The 16,429-nt window shown below is 62.3% G+C and carries 12 protein-coding genes; 10 read left to right on the forward strand and 2 right to left on the reverse strand.

Annotated elements, in window-relative coordinates; translation table 11 throughout:
- The first annotated feature begins 8 nt into the window (after nt 1-8).
- The 6 genes from thiB to ilvN all read left to right on the forward strand — a co-directional run bounded on the left by thiB (nt 9) and on the right by ilvN (nt 5,574).
- On the forward strand, nt 9-995 hold the full coding sequence (gene thiB, locus ACSBQS_RS14745) for a thiamine ABC transporter substrate binding subunit (RefSeq protein WP_042783680.1): 987 nt from the start codon (nt 9-11) through the stop codon (nt 993-995).
- Nucleotides 971-2,578, forward strand: a complete 1,608-nt coding sequence (gene thiP, locus ACSBQS_RS14750) for a thiamine/thiamine pyrophosphate ABC transporter permease ThiP (RefSeq protein ID WP_434990999.1) — start codon at nt 971-973, stop codon at nt 2,576-2,578. The genes thiB and thiP overlap by 25 nt, the downstream gene beginning before the upstream one ends.
- Nucleotides 2,565-3,269, forward strand: a complete 705-nt coding sequence (gene thiQ, locus ACSBQS_RS14755; RefSeq protein WP_089194280.1) for a thiamine ABC transporter ATP-binding protein ThiQ — start codon at nt 2,565-2,567, stop codon at nt 3,267-3,269. Before thiP ends, thiQ begins: the two co-directional genes overlap by 14 nt.
- Before the next feature lie 88 nt (nt 3,270-3,357).
- Entirely contained in the window at nt 3,358-3,471 is a 114-nt protein-coding gene (gene ivbL / locus ACSBQS_RS14760; RefSeq protein ID WP_154747116.1) for an ilvB operon leader peptide IvbL, read from the forward strand.
- A 111-nt stretch (nt 3,472-3,582) separates the two neighbouring features.
- Complete coding sequence (gene ilvB / locus ACSBQS_RS14765) at nt 3,583-5,277, forward strand: acetolactate synthase large subunit (protein ID WP_170853033.1); 1,695 nt, start codon at nt 3,583-3,585, stop codon at nt 5,275-5,277.
- 3 nt (nt 5,278-5,280) lie between these two features.
- On the forward strand, nt 5,281-5,574 hold the full coding sequence (gene ilvN, locus ACSBQS_RS14770) for an acetolactate synthase small subunit (protein ID WP_033641839.1): 294 nt from the start codon (nt 5,281-5,283) through the stop codon (nt 5,572-5,574).
- Nucleotides 5,575-5,601: 27 nt separating this feature from the next.
- On the opposite strand, the gene ACSBQS_RS14775 is transcribed toward ilvN, so the two are convergent.
- Nucleotides 5,602-6,372 (reverse strand): DedA family protein, encoded by a 771-nt coding sequence (locus ACSBQS_RS14775; protein WP_046688224.1) that lies wholly within the window; start codon nt 6,370-6,372, stop codon nt 5,602-5,604.
- Between the two features lie 215 nt (nt 6,373-6,587).
- On the opposite strand from ACSBQS_RS14775, the gene ACSBQS_RS14780 reads away from it, so the two are divergent.
- The 3 genes from ACSBQS_RS14780 (at nt 6,588) to rluA (ending at nt 12,816) form a co-directional block, all read left to right on the forward strand.
- Nucleotides 6,588-8,954, forward strand: coding sequence for a DNA polymerase II (locus ACSBQS_RS14780; RefSeq protein WP_197666593.1), 2,367 nt, complete (start codon nt 6,588-6,590; stop codon nt 8,952-8,954).
- Between the two features lie 247 nt (nt 8,955-9,201).
- Entirely contained in the window at nt 9,202-12,108 is a 2,907-nt protein-coding gene (gene rapA / locus ACSBQS_RS14785; protein WP_142001906.1) for an RNA polymerase-associated protein RapA, read from the forward strand.
- A 57-nt stretch (nt 12,109-12,165) separates the two neighbouring features.
- Nucleotides 12,166-12,816 carry a bifunctional tRNA pseudouridine(32) synthase/23S rRNA pseudouridine(746) synthase RluA gene (rluA, locus tag ACSBQS_RS14790; RefSeq protein WP_033641835.1) on the forward strand — a complete coding sequence of 217 codons (651 nt, stop codon included), beginning with the start codon at nt 12,166-12,168 and terminating at the stop codon, nt 12,814-12,816.
- A 143-nt stretch (nt 12,817-12,959) separates the two neighbouring features.
- Here the strand turns inward: rluA and djlA are convergent, their stop codons facing one another.
- The gene (djlA, locus tag ACSBQS_RS14795; RefSeq protein WP_025301546.1) at nt 12,960-13,781 is read right to left on the reverse strand and encodes a co-chaperone DjlA; all 822 of its coding nucleotides are present in this window, start codon (nt 13,779-13,781) and stop codon (nt 12,960-12,962) included.
- 228 nt (nt 13,782-14,009) lie between these two features.
- Between djlA and lptD the strand changes: the two genes are divergently transcribed.
- Entirely contained in the window at nt 14,010-16,370 is a 2,361-nt protein-coding gene (gene lptD / locus ACSBQS_RS14800; RefSeq protein ID WP_021505352.1) for an LPS assembly protein LptD, read from the forward strand.
- The last annotated feature ends 59 nt before the right edge of the window (nt 16,371-16,429 follow it).

The raw sequence follows: 16,429 nt of genomic DNA on the forward strand, positions 1-16,429 counted from the left end.
AGTGCAACGTGGTCAAAAAATATCTGCCCTGCTTATTGCTGCTGTGCGCCGCGCCGGTGTTCGCCAAGCCGACGCTGACGGTTTACACCTACGATTCCTTCGCCGCCGACTGGGGCCCAGGCCCGGCGGTGAAAAAAGCCTTCGAAGCCGAGTGCGACTGTGAGCTGAAGTTCGTGGCGCTGGAAGACGGCGTCTCACTGCTGAACCGCCTGCGCATGGAAGGCAAGAACAGCGCCGCCGACGTGGTGCTGGGGCTGGACAACAACCTGCTGCAGGCGGCGCAGCAAACCGGCCTGTTCGCGCCGAGCGGCGTGGACACCGCCAAACTGACGGTGCCGGGCGGCTGGCAGGACGCGACCTTCGTGCCTTACGACTACGGGTATTTCGCCTTCGTCTACGACAAGGAAAAACTGAAGAACCCGCCGAAAAGCCTGCAGGAGCTGGTCAGCAGCGATCGTGACTGGAAGGTGATCTACGAAGATCCGCGCACCAGCACGCCGGGCCTCGGCCTGCTGCTGTGGATGCAAAAAGTGTATGGCGACAAGGCGCCGGCCGCCTGGCAGCAGTTGGCGAAAAAGACCGTGACCGTCACCAAAGGCTGGAGCGAAGCCTACGGCCTGTTCCTGAAAGGCGAAGGCGATCTGGTGCTCAGCTACACCACCTCCCCCGCCTATCATCTGATCGCCGAGAAAAAAGACCGCTACGCCGCCGCCACGTTCAGCGAAGGCCACTACCTGCAGGTGGAAGTGGCCGGCAAACTGAAGGCCGCCAAACAGCCTGAGCTGGCGGAGCGTTTCATGCAGTTCATGGTGACGCCGGCATTCCAGAACACCATCCCGACCGGCAACTGGATGTACCCGGTGATCAACACCCCGCTGCCCGTCGGCTTTGAACAGATGAACGTGCCGCATACCGCGCTGCAATACAGCGCCGAAGAGGTGGCCACACAACGCGGCGGCTGGATCCGGGCATGGCAAACCGCCGTCAGCCGCTGATCCCCCGCTGGCTCTGGCCGGGGCTGCTGGCCGCCGGCATGATCCTGCTGGTCGCCGCGCTGGCGATGGGCTCGCTGTGGCGTCACGCGCCGGACAGCGACTGGCGCGGCCTGTGGCAGGACAGCTACCTGTGGCACGTGGTGCGCTTCACTTTCCTGCAGGCGCTGCTGTCGGCGCTGATTTCGGTGCTGCCCGCCATTCTGCTGGCGCGCGCGCTCTACCGGCGTCGTTTCCCCGGCCGGCAGCTGCTGCTGCGGCTGTGCGCCATGACGCTGGTGCTGCCGGTGCTGGTGGCGGTGTTCGGCCTGCTCAGCGTCTATGGGCGCCAGGGCTGGCTGGCGACGCTGTGCGGCTGGCTGGGCGTCGAGTATGATTTCTCGCCCTACGGGCTGCAGGGAATTCTGCTGGCGCACCTGTTCTTTAACCTGCCGCTGGCTACCCGCCTGTTGCTGCAGGCGCTGGAGAATATTCCGGTGGAACAGCGCCAGCTGGCCGCCCAGCTGGGCATGAACGGCTGGCAGCAGTTCCGCTTCGTCGAATGGCCGGCGCTGCGCCGCCAAATCCTGCCGAGCGGCGCGCTGATCTTCATGCTGTGCTTCGCCAGCTTCGCCACCGCGCTGTCACTGGGCGGCGGGCCGCAGGCCACCACCATCGAGCTGGCGATCTACCAGGCGTTGAGTTACGACTACGATCTGGGCCGCGCCGCCCTGCTGGCGCTGATCCAACTGGGCTGTTGTCTGGGGCTGGTGCTGATCAGCCAACGCCTGAGCCAGGCATTGCCGGTAGGGCATACCCACGCCCAACGCTGGCGCAACCCGGAAGACAGCCTGTGGCGGCGCATCAGCGATTTTCTGCTGATCGCCGCCGCGCTGTTGCTGCTGCTGCCGCCTCTGCTGGCGGTGATCGCCGACGGCGCCAATCAGGCTATCATCAGCGTGCTGCGCCAGCCGGTGCTGTGGCAGGCGCTGTTCACGTCGCTGCGCATCGCCCTTGGCGCCGGAGCGCTGTGCGTGGCGCTCACGATGATGCTGCTGTGGAGCAGCCGCGAGCTGAAACTGCGGCAGCAGCTGCGCGGCGGCCAAGCGCTGGAGCTGAGCGGCATGGTGATCCTGGCGATGCCGGGCATCGTGCTGGCCACCGGGTTCTTCCTGCTGCTGAACGATACGATCGGGTTGCCGCAGTCGCCCTATGCGCTGGTGATCCTCACCAATGCGCTGATGGCGGTGCCCTATGCGCTGAAGGTGTTGGAGAACCCGATGCGCGACCTCGCCGAACGTTACAACCCGCTGTGCCTGTCGCTGGATATCCGCGGCTGGCGACGGCTGCGGCTGATTGAACTGCGCGCCCTGCGCCGCCCGCTGGCGCAGGCGCTGGCCTTCGCCTGCGTGCTGTCGATCGGCGATTTCGGCGTGGTCGCCTTGTTTGGCAACGAGCATTTCCGTACCCTGCCTTTTTACCTGTATCAGCAGATTGGCGCCTACCGCAGCCAGGACGGAGCGGTGACCGCGCTGCTGTTGCTGCTGCTGTGCTTCCTGCTGTTTACCCTGATTGAACGCTTACCGGGCCGCCATGCTGACGCTTGAAAAACTGACCTATCTGTATGAACACCTGCCGATGCGCTTTGATCTGCGCATCCAGCCGGGCGAGCGCGTCGCGGTGCTCGGCCCCAGCGGCGCCGGTAAAAGCACCCTGCTGAGCCTGATCGCCGGTTTTCTGCCGGCGGCCAGCGGCCGGCTGCTGCTGAACGGCGAAGACCACACCGCCACGCCGCCGGCCAAACGGCCGGTGTCGATGCTGTTTCAGGAAAACAACCTGTTCGCTCACCTGACGGTGGCGCAGAACATCGGGTTGGGGTTGGATCCCGGTCTGCGCTTGACTGCGCAGCAGCGTCAACAGCGAGAACACATCGCCCGTCAGGTCGGCCTGGAAGAACACCTGGATCGCCTGCCGTCGCAGCTTTCCGGCGGTCAGCGTCAGCGCGCCGCGCTGGCGCGCTGTTTGATTCGCCGGCGGCCGATCCTGCTGCTCGACGAACCCTTCTCGGCGCTCGACCCGGCGCTGCGCAACGAGATGCTGCAGCTGCTGCAGACGGTGTGCGAACAGCGCGACCTGACGCTGCTGATGGTGTCGCACAACCTCGACGACGCCGCGCGCATCGCGCCGCGCACGCTGCTGGTGGTCGACGGCCGCATCTACTACGACGGCCCGACGCAGGCCCTGCTGGACGGCAGCGCCCCCGAAGCGCACGTGCTGGGCATTTCGGGTAAAGCGTGATCTGACGCGCGTTTTTTATGCTGCGCCAATAAACCTGTTGTGCGAATTTTGCGCCTGTGTTTTTATAAAAACCTGACTTTTTTTACTGATGATAAGGTTCCCTGTGATCGCATCCTCGCTGACTTCGACCCTACTAGTTACCGCGCTACCAGCCGCGGTGGTCGTCGTGCGTGTGGTGGTGGTCGTCGGCAATGCGCCGTAGGGTCCGAATCAACGCATCGATTCCCAAACCCCGCCGGCGCAAACCGGGCGGGGTTTCTTGTTTTAGCACCCTGCCCAGAAAAGCTCACCGGCCTTGAGAAAGGACAGGAACATGGCAACTTCGGGCACGCCTCAACCGAGTACCCGCTTCACCGGCGCACAATTGATCGTTCATCTGCTGGAGCGTCAGGGCATCACCACCGTCGCCGGCATTCCCGGCGGCGCCGCGCTGCCGCTGTATGACGCGCTGAGCCAAAGCACCCGCATTCACCACGTGCTGGCGCGCCACGAACAGGGCGCGGGCTTTATAGCGCAAGGCATGGCGCGCGCCAACGGCAAAGCGGCGGTGTGCATCGCCTCCAGCGGGCCGGGCGCCACCAACCTGGTCACCGCCATCGCCGACGCCAAGCTCGACTCCATTCCGCTGGTGTGCATCACCGGGCAGGTGCCTTCCTCGATGATCGGCACCGACGCCTTCCAGGAAGTGGACACCTACGGCATTTCCATCCCGATCACCAAGCACAACCATCTGGTGCGCGATATCCGCGAGCTGCCGCAGGTGATTGGCGACGCGTTCCGCATCGCCGAGTCCGGCCGCCCCGGCCCGGTCTGGATCGATGTGCCGAAAGACGTGCAGACCGCCACCATCACCCTGGAAGAGCTGCCGCCGATCGCCGTGCCGGACGCCGCCCCGAGCTTCGATCCGGCGCTGGTTTCGCAGGCCGCCGCGATGATCAATCAGGCGAAACGCCCCATCCTCTACCTGGGCGGCGGCATCATCTGCGCCGACGCCCACCGGCAGGCGCTGGAGCTGGCCGAGCGCGCCGGTCTGCCCACCACCATGACGCTGATGGCGCTGGGCGCGATGCCGGTGGAACACCCGCTGTCGCTGGGCATGCTGGGCATGCACGCCGCGCGTAGCACCAACTTCATTCTGCAGGAGGCCGATCTGCTGATCGTGCTGGGCGCGCGCTTCGACGATCGGGCGATCGGCAAAACCGAGCAGTTCTGCCCTAACGCCGCCATCATTCATGTGGATATCGACCGCGCCGAGCTGGGCAAGGTCAAACAGGCCAACGTGGCGATCCATGCCGACGTCGGCCAGGTGCTGCAACAGCTGCTGCCGCAGATCGACACGCAGCCGCGCAGCGCGTGGCTGAACACCGTCAACGATCTGAAGCGCGAATTCCCGTTCAACATGCCGAACGCCGACGATCCGCTGAGCCATTACGGCCTGGTGCTGGCCGCCGCGCGCTGCGTGGACGACAGCGCCATCATCACCACCGACGTGGGTCAGCATCAGATGTGGGTAGCGCAGGCCTATCCGCTGAGCCGGCCGCGCCAGTGGCTGACGTCGGGCGGCCTGGGCACCATGGGCTTCGGTCTGCCGGCGGCGATCGGCGCGGCGTTGGCGGAGCCCGAACGTAAAGTGCTGTGCTTCTCCGGCGACGGCAGCCTGATGATGAACATTCAGGAAATGGCCACCGCGGTCGAGCACGATCTGGACGTGAAAATCATTTTGATGAACAACCAGGCGCTGGGGCTGGTGCACCAACAGCAAACCCTGTTCTACCAACAGCGCATCTTCGCCGCCGCCTATCCGAAGCGTACCGACTTCCTGAAAATCGCCGCCGGATTCGGGCTGGATACCTGCGATCTGAACGCCGCGGAAGATCCTCAGGCGGCACTGGCTGAGGCGATCCAGCGCCCGGGTCCCTGCCTGATCCACGCGCTGATCGATATCAACGAAAAAGTGTTCCCGATGGTGCCGCCGGGCGCCGCCAACATCGACATGATTGGAGAATAAGCCATGCTGCAACCACAAGATAAACCACAGGTGATCCTGGAGCTGGCGGTGCGCAACCATCCCGGCGTGATGTCGCACGTTTGCGGGCTGTTCGCCCGCCGCGCGTTCAACGTCGAAGGCATTCTGTGTCTGCCGTTGAAAGACGGCCAACAGAGCCGCATTTGGCTATTGGTCGCCGACGATCAACGGCTGGAACAAATGATAAGCCAGGTGGAAAAGCTGGAAGACGTGCTGCGGGTGAAGCGCCACAGCGAAGACGTGCGGGTATTTGAACAGCTGGAAGCGTTCTTCCAGTAAGGCGAACGGGGGCTAATGCCCCCGCAATCATTGCCCGGACAGCACCTGCCACAACAGATGCCGGTACACCGGCATCAGCGGCTGTTGGCTCAGCAAATAGCCGACCGCCAACGCCGCCAGCCAACTCAATCCGCACACCACGCGCAGCCGCAGCGGCGTCAGCCAACGGCTCAGCCGATCGGCGTTGCGCTTGCCCTCGCGCCACCAGCGCCAGCTTAGCCACACCGCCAGCCAGACCAGCAGCGCCGCCGCGAGCAACAGCCACTTGAACGTCGCGCTGTTGGCGTCGGCGGGGATATCGATCGCCACCCCCGCCAGAATGCCGGGGAAGAAATAGACCGGCGGCCAGGTCAGGCAACCGATGATGTTCGGCAACGCAAACTTGTACGGCGGCAAATCGAGCATGCCGGCCACCATCGGTACCAGCGGGCGCGTCGGGCCAACGAAGCGGCCGATCAAAATGGTCGCCATGCTGTGCTGGTGCAAGGCATGTTCGGTTTTGTCGAGCAGCGCTTTGTTCTTCTTCAGGAACGACCAGCGGTGCAAAGGCCCCTTAAAGGCGCGACCGACGAAATAGGAGATCCAATCGCCGAGCAGGCAGCCGACGATGCCCGCCGCCCAGGCGTAGTAAAAATCCACCTTGCCGCTGCCGATCAGCGCGCCGATGCTGGCCATCATCACCGTGCCGGGCAACAGCAGCCCCACCAGCGCCAACGACTCCAGAAAAGCGACCAGCAGAACGACCATCAGAGTGAAAGCCAGTGACTGGGTGATCAAATCTTGTAAATAGGCTTCCATTACACCTCTGTGGATTATTCGTGCCAAACGGGGCCGAGGATTTTCCAGCGCCGCCGCTGGTGAGTCAATCGATGAATTGTATGCGTATTTGGCAACGCCGCGCGGCAATGGACAATAACTGTATAAAAACCCATACTGTAATTTATCTATATTAGCGCCAAAACCGACATCACGCTGAACGTCGCACACGCCGCCCGGCGAAAAACGAAGGGGTTATGACAGCACTGCAACAGGGGTTCCTGCTCACTCGCCACTGGCGCGACACGCCCGCCGGCACCGAGGTCGAATTTTGGCTGGCGACCGACGCGGGCCCACGCCAGCTGCGTCTGCCGCCGCAAACCTCGGTGGCGTTTATCCCCGCCGAACAAAGGCAGCGCGCGGAACTGCTGCTGCGCGAAGAGCGGCAAGTCGAACTGAAACCGCTGGCGCTGACGGATTTTCATCACCGCCCGATGCTGGGGCTGTACTGCCGCCAGCACCGTCAGCTCATCAAGCTGGAAAAACTGCTGCGGGAAGGCGGCGTTGCGGTCTATGAAGCCGACATTCGCCCGCCCGAGCGCTACCTGATGGAACGCTTCATTACCGCGCCGGTATGGTTCAACGGCCAGGGCGACGGCAATGGGCCGTTGCTCAGCGGCCAGATGAAGCCGGCGCCGGAGTACCGCCCAACGCTAAAACTGGTGTCGCTGGATATCGAAACCACCGCCCACGGCGAGCTTTACTCCATCGCGCTGGAAGGCTGCGGCCAGCGGCAGGTCTACATGCTGGGGCCGGCCAACGGCGGCGATGAGCCGCTGGATTTCGATCTGGAATACTGCGCCAGCCGCCCTCAGTTGCTGGAACGGCTGAACGCGTGGCTGGAGCGTCACGATCCCGACGCCATCATCGGCTGGAACCTGGTACAGTTCGATCTGCGGGTGCTGCAAAAGCACGCCGAACGCTACCAAATCCCGCTGCGGCTGGGGCGCGGCGGCAACCTGCTGGAATGGCGCGAGCATGGCTTCAAGCAGAATCACTTTTTCGCCGCCGCCGCCGGCCGCCTGATCATCGACGGCATCGAGGCGCTGAAATCCGCCACCTGGAACTTTCCCTCCTTCAGCCTGGAATACGTTTCGCAGGCGCTGCTGGGCGAAGGCAAGGCGATCGACAATCCTTATCAGCGCATGGCGGAGATCGACCGGCGCTTCGCCGAAGACAAGCCGGCGCTGGCCCGCTACAACCTGAAAGACTGCGAGCTGGTGACGCGGATTTTCGCCAAGGCCGACCTGCTCAACTTCCTGCTGGAGCGCGCCACCGTCACCGGGCTGGCGGCCGATCGCAGCGGCGGATCGGTGGCGGCCTTCAGCCACCTCTATATGCCGCGCATGCATCGCCTGGGCTTTGTCGCCCCCAACCTCGGCGAACAGCCGGAAGAGCACAGCCCCGGCGGCTTCGTGATGGATTCCCGGCCCGGCCTGTACGATTCAGTGTTGGTACTGGACTATAAAAGCCTGTACCCGTCGATCATCCGCACCTTCCTGATCGATCCGGTCGGGCTGGTGGAGGGCATGCGCCACCCCAGCGACGCCAACTCGGTGCCCGGCTTTCGCAACGCCCGCTTCTCGCGCAGCAAACACTGCCTGCCGGCGATCGTCGAACAGATCTGGCAGGGGCGCGAGGCCGCCAAACGCCAGCACAATAAGCCGCTGTCGCAGGCGCTGAAGATCATCATGAACGCGCTGTACGGCGTGCTGGGATCGAGCGGATGCCGCTTCTTCGATCCGCGGCTGGCGTCGTCGATCACCCTGCGCGGCCACGAGATCATGCGCCAAACCCGCGAGCTGATCGAAGCCGAAGGGTATCAGGTGATTTACGGCGACACCGACTCCACCTTCGTTTGGTTGAAACAGCCGCATGACGAGCAGCAGGCGGCGCAGATCGGCCGGGCGCTGGTGCAGCGGGTCAACGCCTGGTGGCAACAGCATCTGCAGCAGCAGTTCGGGCTGGAGAACGCGCTGGAACTGGAGTTCGAAACCCACTATTCCCGATTCCTGATGCCGACCATTCGCGGCGCCGAACAGGGCAGCAAAAAACGCTACGCCGGCCTGGTCGCGCGCGCCGACGGCCAGGAAGAGATGGTGTACAAAGGCCTGGAAACGGTGCGCACCGACTGGACGCCGCTGGCGCAGCAGTTCCAGCAGCAGCTCTATCAGCGCATCTTCAAACAACAGCCCTACCAGGACTATGTGCGCGACTACGTCGGCAAAACCCTGAACGGCGACTTCGACGATCAATTGGTGTACCGCAAACGGCTGCGCAGAAAGCTCGACGACTATCAGCGCAATGTGCCGCCGCACGCCCGCGCCGCGCGCATCGCCGACGACTACAACCGCAGTCAGGGGCGGCCGCTGCAGTATCAGAACGGCGGCTGGATCAGCTACGTGATGACCGTCGCCGGGCCGGAACCGCTGGAAACCCGCCATTCGCCCATCGATTATCAGCACTACCTCGAACGTCAGCTGCAACCGGTGGCAGACGCTATACTCCCTTTCTTGCACGACGACTTCACCACGCTGGTCACCGGGCAGATGGGGCTGTTTTGAGATTGCGCCAGGTTAAGAAAAATCATCCGGTTTTGCAGGTGACGAACGCGCCGCCTTCCATTACCATAGCGCCCTTCCCAAAACTGAACCACGCTTAGCCCTGCCGTCTCGCGACGTCTGCATGGCGTGAACGGCTATTGCCCGTCAAATTTAAAACAAACCGGGATTAACCGATGTTCAGTACAGGTGCCGCGGCCCTTCCCGCCCGGTAACAAGACTTACTTACAAAGAATCGAGCCGACAATATATGCCTTTTACTCTTGGTCAACGCTGGATCAGCGACACGGAAAGCGAATTAGGACTGGGCACCGTCGTGGCGCTGGATGCGCGCATGATTACCCTGCTTTTCCCCGCCACCGGTGAAAACCGCCTCTATGCCAGAAACGATTCGCCGATCACCCGCGTGATGTTCAACCCGGGCGATACCGTCAGCAGCCACGAGGGATGGCAGCTGCAGGTGGAAGAGGTGAAAGAGGAAAACGGTCTGTTGACCTATATCGGCACCCGCCTGGATACCCAGGAAAGCGGCGTGGCGATGCGCGAAGTGCTGCTGGACAGCAAACTGACCTTCAGCAAGCCGCAGGATCGCCTGTTCGCCGGCCAAATCGACCGCATGGATCGTTTCGCGCTGCGTTTTCGCGCCCGCAAATACCAGAGCGAGCAGTATCGCCTGCCGTTCGCCGGCCTGCGCGGCATGCGCGCCAGCCTGATCCCGCACCAGCTGCACATCGCTCATGAAGTCGGCCAGCGCCATGCGCCGCGCGTTCTGCTGGCGGACGAAGTCGGCCTCGGCAAAACCATCGAAGCCGGCATGATCATCCACCAGCAACTGCTGGCGGGCCGCGCCGAGCGCGTGCTGATCGTGGTGCCGGAAACGCTGCAGCACCAGTGGCTGGTGGAGATGATGCGCCGCTTCAACCTCTACTTCTCGCTGTTCGACGACAGCCGCTACGCCGAAGCCAAGCTCGACAGCAGCAACCCGTTCGAGACCGAACAGCTGGTGATCTGCTCGCTGGACTTCGTGCGCCGCAACAAGCAGCGCCTGGAAGAGCTGGCGGACGCCCAGTGGGATCTGCTGGTGGTCGATGAAGCGCACCACCTGGCCTGGAGCGAAGAAGCGCCGAGCCGCGAATATCAGGTGATCGAACAGCTGGCCGAGCATATCCCCGGCGTGCTGCTGCTGACCGCCACCCCGGAACAGCTGGGTCAACAGAGCCACTTTGCGCGCCTGCGCCTGCTCGATCCGAACCGTTTCCACGACTACGGCGAGTTCGTCGCCGAGCAGCAGAAATACCGTCCGGTGGCCGACGCCGTCACCCTGCTGCTGAGCGGTGAACGCCTGGCTGACGACAAGCTTAACCTGCTGGGCGAGCTGATCGACGAACAGGACATCGAACCGCTGCTCAAGGCCGCCAACAGCGAAGGCGACAACGCCGAGCAGGCGCGTCAGGAGCTGGTGGCCATGCTGATGGATCGCCACGGCACCAGCCGCGTGCTGTTCCGCAACACCCGTAACGGCGTGAAGGGCTTCCCGCACCGCAACCTGCACCAGATCAAGCTGCCGTTGCCAACCCAATATCAGACCGCGATCAAAGTGTCCGGCATCATGGGCGCCAAGAAATCCGTCGAAGCGCGCGCGCGCGACATGCTGTATCCGGAGCAGATCTACCAGGAATTCGAAGGCGAAAACGCCACCTGGTGGAACTTCGACCCGCGCGTCGAATGGTTGCTGGATTACCTGCTGGCCAACCGCAACGAAAAAGTGCTGGTGATCTGCGCTAAAGCCGATACCGCGTTGCAGCTGGAGCAGGTGCTGCGCGAGCGTGAAGCGATCCGCGCCGCGGTGTTCCACGAAGGGCTGTCGATCATCGAGCGCGACCGCGCCGCCGCCTACTTCGCCTCCGAAGAGGAAGGCGCGCAGGTGCTGCTGTGTTCCGAGATCGGTTCCGAAGGCCGCAACTTCCAGTTCGCCAGCCAACTGGTGATGTTCGATCTGCCGTTCAATCCGGATCTGCTGGAACAGCGCATCGGCCGTCTGGACCGTATCGGCCAGATGCACGATATCCAAATCATGGTGCCTTACCTGGAGCACACCGCACAGGCGGTGCTGGGCCGCTGGTTCCACGAAGGGCTCGACGCCTTCGAACACACCTGCCCGACCGGCCGCACCATCTACGACAGCTGCTACGAGCAGTTGATCGGCTATCTGGCCGCGCCGACCGAGCAGGAAGGCCTGGACGAATTCATCCACGCCTGCCGCCAGCAGCATGACCAGTTGAAAACGCAGCTGGAACAAGGCCGCGACCGTCTGCTGGAGATGCACTCCAACGGCGGCGACAAAGCCCAGGCGCTGGCCGCCGCCATCGCCGAGCAAGATAACGACGTCAACCTGGTGGGCTTCGCGCTTAACCTGTTCGACATCGTCGGCATCAATCAGGAAGATCGCAGCGACAACCTGATCGTGCTCACGCCGTCCGACCATATGCTGGTGCCGGACTTCCCGGGCCTGCCGCAGGACGGCTGCACCGTCACCTTCGATCGCGATCAGGCGCTGTCGCGCGAAGACGCGCAGTTCGTCAGCTGGGAACACCCGATCATCCGCAACGGCCTGGATCTTATCCTGTCCGGCGATACCGGTAGCTGCGCGGTGTCCCTGTTGAAAAACAAAGCGTTGCCGGTCGGCACCTTGCTGGTTGAGCTGGTGTACGTGGTGGAAGCCCAGGCGCCGAAGCATCTGCAGCTGACCCGCTTCCTGCCGCCGACGCCGATCCGCATGCTGATGGACCGCAAGGGCACCAACCTGGCGGCGCAGGTCGAGTTCGAAAGCTTCAACCGCCAGTTGAACGCGGTCAACCGTCACACATCCAGCAAGCTGGTCAACGCAGTGCAGCAAGACGTGCACGCCATGCTGCAGCAGGCGGAAAGCCTGGTGGAAGCGCAGGCACGCACGCTTATCGAGCAGGCGAAGCAAGAGGCGGACGACAAGCTGAGCGCCGAGCTGGCGCGTCTGGAAGCGCTGAAGGCGGTCAACCCGAACATCCGCGACGACGAAGTCGAGACGCTGGAGTTCAACCGCCGTCAGGTGCTGGCCAACCTCAATGAAGCCGGCTGGCGTCTCGACGCCATTCGTCTGGTGGTGGTCACCCACCAGTAACCGGCGCGACGCGGGGAGGTGGTTGCCTCCCCGTTCGGCCCTTTTCGCGGAGCCAAGATGGAACCCTACAATCCCCCGCAGGACCCGCTGCACATCCTGTATCAGGATGAACACATCATGGTGGTCAACAAGCCCAGCGGCTTGTTGTCGGTGCCCGGCCGCGCGCCGGAAAACAAAGACAGCCTGATGACCCGCATTCAGGCCGATCATCCGGCCGCCGAATCGGTGCACCGGCTGGATATGGCCACCAGCGGGGTGATCGTGGTGGCGCTCAACAAGGCCGCCGAGCGTGAACTGAAACGTCAGTTTCGCGAACGCGAACCGAAGAAATCCTATATCGCCCGCGTTTGGGGGCATATGGCGCATGACGAAGGGTTGGTGGATTTGCCGCTGATCTGCGACTGGCCGAACCGGCCGCTGCAAAAGGTGTGTTTTGACACCGGCAAAGCGGCGCAGACGGAATATCTGGTGCTGTCGCGCGATGCCGACGGCAGCACCCGCGTGAAGCTGACGCCGATCACCGGCCGCTCGCATCAGCTGCGGGTGCACATGCTGGCGCTGGGACACCCGATCCTCGGTGACGGTTTCTACGCCCCGCCGGAGGCCAAAGCGATGGCGCCGCGGCTGCAGCTGCATGCGCAAGAGCTGCGCATCACCCACCCCGCCTTCCAGACGCCGATGCACTTTCGCGCCGAGCCGGATTTCTGAGCTCATCACCCTGGGATGCCCTAAATAATTCGAGTTGCAGGAAGGCGGCAACTAAGCGCAGCCCCGGGAGCGTACAAAAAGTACGTGACCGGGGTAAGCGCGGGCAGCCAACACACCTGCAGCTCGAAGTATGACGGGTATCGTTATTTAAAACCTTTCTCGCGTTTGATCAGGTCGTACGCCGCCTGGATCTCCTGCGCTTTCTGCTTGGCCATTTCCATCATCTCCGGCGGCAAGCCTTTCGCCACCAGCTTATCCGGATGGTGTTCGCTCATCAGCTTGCGGTAGGCGCGTTTGATGGTGGCGGCATCGTCGCTGCTGCGCACGCCGAGCACCTTGCACGCATCGTCGAGCGTCGGGCCGCGCTGAGCCTGCTGATAACCGCCTTGCGAATACCCGCCCTGCTGACCGCCGCCGAACTGACGCCCGCCCTCCATCATGCTGAGGAACTGATCGAACTGCGCGCGCGAAATGCCCAGCTCTTCGGCGATGACATACAGCACCTGACGTTCGTTCGGGTGCAGCGAGCCGTCGGCGAACGCCGCCTGAATCTGAATTTCCAGAAACATCCGAATCAGATCGAAGCGGCCGAAACAGATGCTGCGGAACTGCTGCAGCGTCTCACGCAGCGGGAACTGGCTCTGTTTGCCCTCGCGGAACGCCTGCTGCGCCGCAGTGCGGGCTTCGCCGTGCAGCTGCAGGCGATCCATGAACAGGCTGGCGATCTGGATATCCGCCTCGGTGACGCGTCCTTTGGATTTGGTCAGGTGGCCCATAACCTGAAAAGTGGTGCGGAAAAACAGCGTTTGCCGCGTTTGCTGGTCGGTGAAAAACCCCCGGCTGCGCTTGTTGCTGCGCGCCGTATCGATCATATGACCGATAATCAGCCCCAGAACTACACCCCAGAATCCCGCGCCAGACCAGATGGCGACGATGACGCCGAGCAGTTTTCCCCAATACTGCATATACTCCTCAATTATCATGCCGAAAGCCGCCCGCTCTCCTCCGTTTCAGGAAAGGGCGCAGGCGATTTTTCCTAGAATTTGGATTATCATACCTGTCATTTATCTTTGCGCCTAACGACGACGCAAGTAAACGGCTGGATTTAGCACTAGCGCAACGCAGATGAGTAATATAGTCTCTGACCGTTTGCCGGACACGACGCCTCTGATGACGGAACACCAAAACCGCGTATGAAAAAAAGTTTCCCAACACTGCTGGCCACGATGATTTGGACGGCACTCTACAGTCAGCATGCGCTGGCTGATCTGGCCGAGCAATGCATGCTTGGCGTTCCTGTTTACGACAAGCCTTTGGTCAGCGGCGATCCGAACAGCCAGCCGGTGACCATCAATGCCGATGACTCGCGCGCCGACTACCCGAAAAGCGCCCTGTTCAGCGGCAACGTGCATATCGAGCAGGGCAACAGCACCCTGACCGCCAAAGAAGTTGAGCTGAATCAGACGCAAAACCCCGGCCAGACGGAACCGGTGCGTACCGTCACCGCCACCGGCGACGTGCACTACAGCGACAATCAGATCAAACTGAAAGGCCCGAAGGCCTGGTCTAACCTGAATACCAAAGATACCGACGTCTATGAAGGCGACTACCAGATGGTAGGCCGTCAGGGACGCGGCGACGCCGACAAGATGAAAATGCGCGGCGCCAACCGTTACACCATCCTGGAAAACGGCACCTTTACCTCCTGTCTGCCGGGCGACGACAGCTGGAGCGTGGTCGGTTCCGAAGTGATCCACGATCGCGAAGAGCAGGTGGCGGAAATATGGAACGCCCGCTTCCGCATCGGCGGCGTGCCGGTGTTCTACAGCCCGTACCTGCAGCTGCCGGTCGGCGACAAGCGCCGTTCCGGCTTCCTGATCCCGAACGCCAAGTACGGCAGCAACAACGGCTTCGAGTTCATGTTGCCGTATTACTGGAACATCGCGCCGAACTACGACGCCACCATTACCCCGCACTATATGTCCAAGCGCGGCCTGCAGTGGCAGACCGAGTTCCGTTATCTGGTGCAGCCGGGCCTCGGCCTGATGGAGTTCGACTGGTTGCCGGACGATAAGGAATACGGCAAAGATCATGACGACAACAAACGCTGGCTGTTCTACTGGAACCACAACGGCGTTATGGATCAGGTGTGGCGCTTCAACGTCGATTACACCAAGGTCAGCGATTCCAAGTACTTCACCGATCTGGACTCCAAATACGGCTCCACCACCGACGGCTACGCCACGCAGAAATTCAGCCTCGGCTACGCCAACGAAAACTGGAACGCCACGCTGAGCTCCAAGCAGTTCCAGATTTACGACGATACCGATCGCTCACAGTCGGACTCGTATAAAGTCCAGCCGCAGCTGGATCTGAACTACTACAAGAACGACCTCGGTCCGTTCGACTTCCATATTTACGGCCAGGCGGCCAAGTTCACCAGCGTCAACCCATACAGCCCGGACGCCACCCGTCTGCATATGGAACCGACGCTGAGTCTGCCGCTCACCAACGGCTGGGCCAGCCTGAACACCGAAGCCAAGGTGATGGCGACCCATTACCAGCAGGATATTCCTGACGGTTTCGCCGCCAACTACCAGAGCCGCAAAAACGCTGCCGCGCCGGAGCTCGATGATTCGGTCAACCGCGTACTGCCGCAGTTCAAAGTCGACGGCAAGCTGGTGTTCGAGCGGCCGATGATCTGGGCCGAAGGCGCCACCCAGACGCTGGAGCCGCGCGTGCAGTACCTGTACGTGCCGTACCGCGACCAGAGCAACATCTACACCTACGACACCACGCTGCTGCAGACCGACTACTCCGGCCTGTTCCGCGATCGCACCTACAGCGGCCTGGATCGCATCGCTTCGCAGAACCGCGTGTCTACCGGTTTGACCACCCGAATTTATGATGACGCGCTGGTTGAACGTTTTAACGCTTCCGTGGGTCAAATCTACTACTTCAGCCGTTCGCGCACCGGCGATCGGGTAACCGGGTACGACAACAACGACGATACCGGCAGCGTGGCCTGGGCCGGCGATACCTATTGGAAAATCGACGATCGTTGGGGCCTGCGCGGCGGCCTGCAGTACGACACCCGCCTGAACAGCGTCTCGCTGGGCAACGGCGTGGTGGAATACCGCCAGGATGCCGAGCGCGTAGTGCAGCTGAACTACCGTTACGCCACGCCGGAATATATCCAGACGGCGTTGAACACCAAAACGGTTCCGGCCTTCCAGGACGGCATCTCGCAGGTGGGCATCACCGGCAGCTGGCCGATCGCCGATCGTTGGGCGGTGGTCGGGGCGTACTACTACGACACCCGCGCCAAACAATCCGCCGATCAGCTGGTGGGGCTGAAGTACAACACCTGCTGCTGGGCGGTGACGCTGGGCTATGAGCGCAAGATCACCGACTGGAACAACAGCAACAATACCAGCGTTTACGACAACAGAGTTTCGTTCAACGTCGAACTGCGCGGCCTGAGCAGCGATCATAGTCTCGGCTCCGCAGAAATGCTGCGCTCCGGCATTCTGCCGTATCAGCGCGCATTCTGACGCTTTGCAACACTTTGAAAACGAGAACTTTCACCCGCATTTGCGGATTACATAATGGG

Source organism: Serratia sp. H402Y (assembly GCF_051172415.1).
Taxonomy (GTDB): domain Bacteria; phylum Pseudomonadota; class Gammaproteobacteria; order Enterobacterales; family Enterobacteriaceae; genus Serratia; species Serratia ureilytica.

What these genes read in the sequence shown, in the direction of transcription:
- ilvN (WP_033641839.1), top strand. Translation starts at nt 5,281, where the DNA reads ATGCTGCAACCACAAGATAAACCACAGGTGATCCTGGAGCTGGCGGTG.
- rluA (WP_033641835.1), top strand. Translation starts at nt 12,166, where the DNA reads ATGGAACCCTACAATCCCCCGCAGGACCCGCTGCACATCCTGTATCAG.
- thiP (WP_434990999.1), top strand. Translation starts at nt 971, where the DNA reads ATGGCAAACCGCCGTCAGCCGCTGATCCCCCGCTGGCTCTGGCCGGGG.
- ACSBQS_RS14775 (WP_046688224.1), bottom strand. Translation starts at nt 6,372, where the DNA reads ATGGAAGCCTATTTACAAGATTTGATCACCCAGTCACTGGCTTTCACT.
- ACSBQS_RS14780 (WP_197666593.1), top strand. Translation starts at nt 6,588, where the DNA reads ATGACAGCACTGCAACAGGGGTTCCTGCTCACTCGCCACTGGCGCGAC.
- thiQ (WP_089194280.1), top strand. Translation starts at nt 2,565, where the DNA reads ATGCTGACGCTTGAAAAACTGACCTATCTGTATGAACACCTGCCGATG.
- rapA (WP_142001906.1), top strand. Translation starts at nt 9,202, where the DNA reads ATGCCTTTTACTCTTGGTCAACGCTGGATCAGCGACACGGAAAGCGAA.
- djlA (WP_025301546.1), bottom strand. Translation starts at nt 13,781, where the DNA reads ATGCAGTATTGGGGAAAACTGCTCGGCGTCATCGTCGCCATCTGGTCT.
- lptD (WP_021505352.1), top strand. Translation starts at nt 14,010, where the DNA reads ATGAAAAAAAGTTTCCCAACACTGCTGGCCACGATGATTTGGACGGCA.
- ivbL (WP_154747116.1), top strand. Translation starts at nt 3,358, where the DNA reads ATGATAAGGTTCCCTGTGATCGCATCCTCGCTGACTTCGACCCTACTA.
- ilvB (WP_170853033.1), top strand. Translation starts at nt 3,583, where the DNA reads ATGGCAACTTCGGGCACGCCTCAACCGAGTACCCGCTTCACCGGCGCA.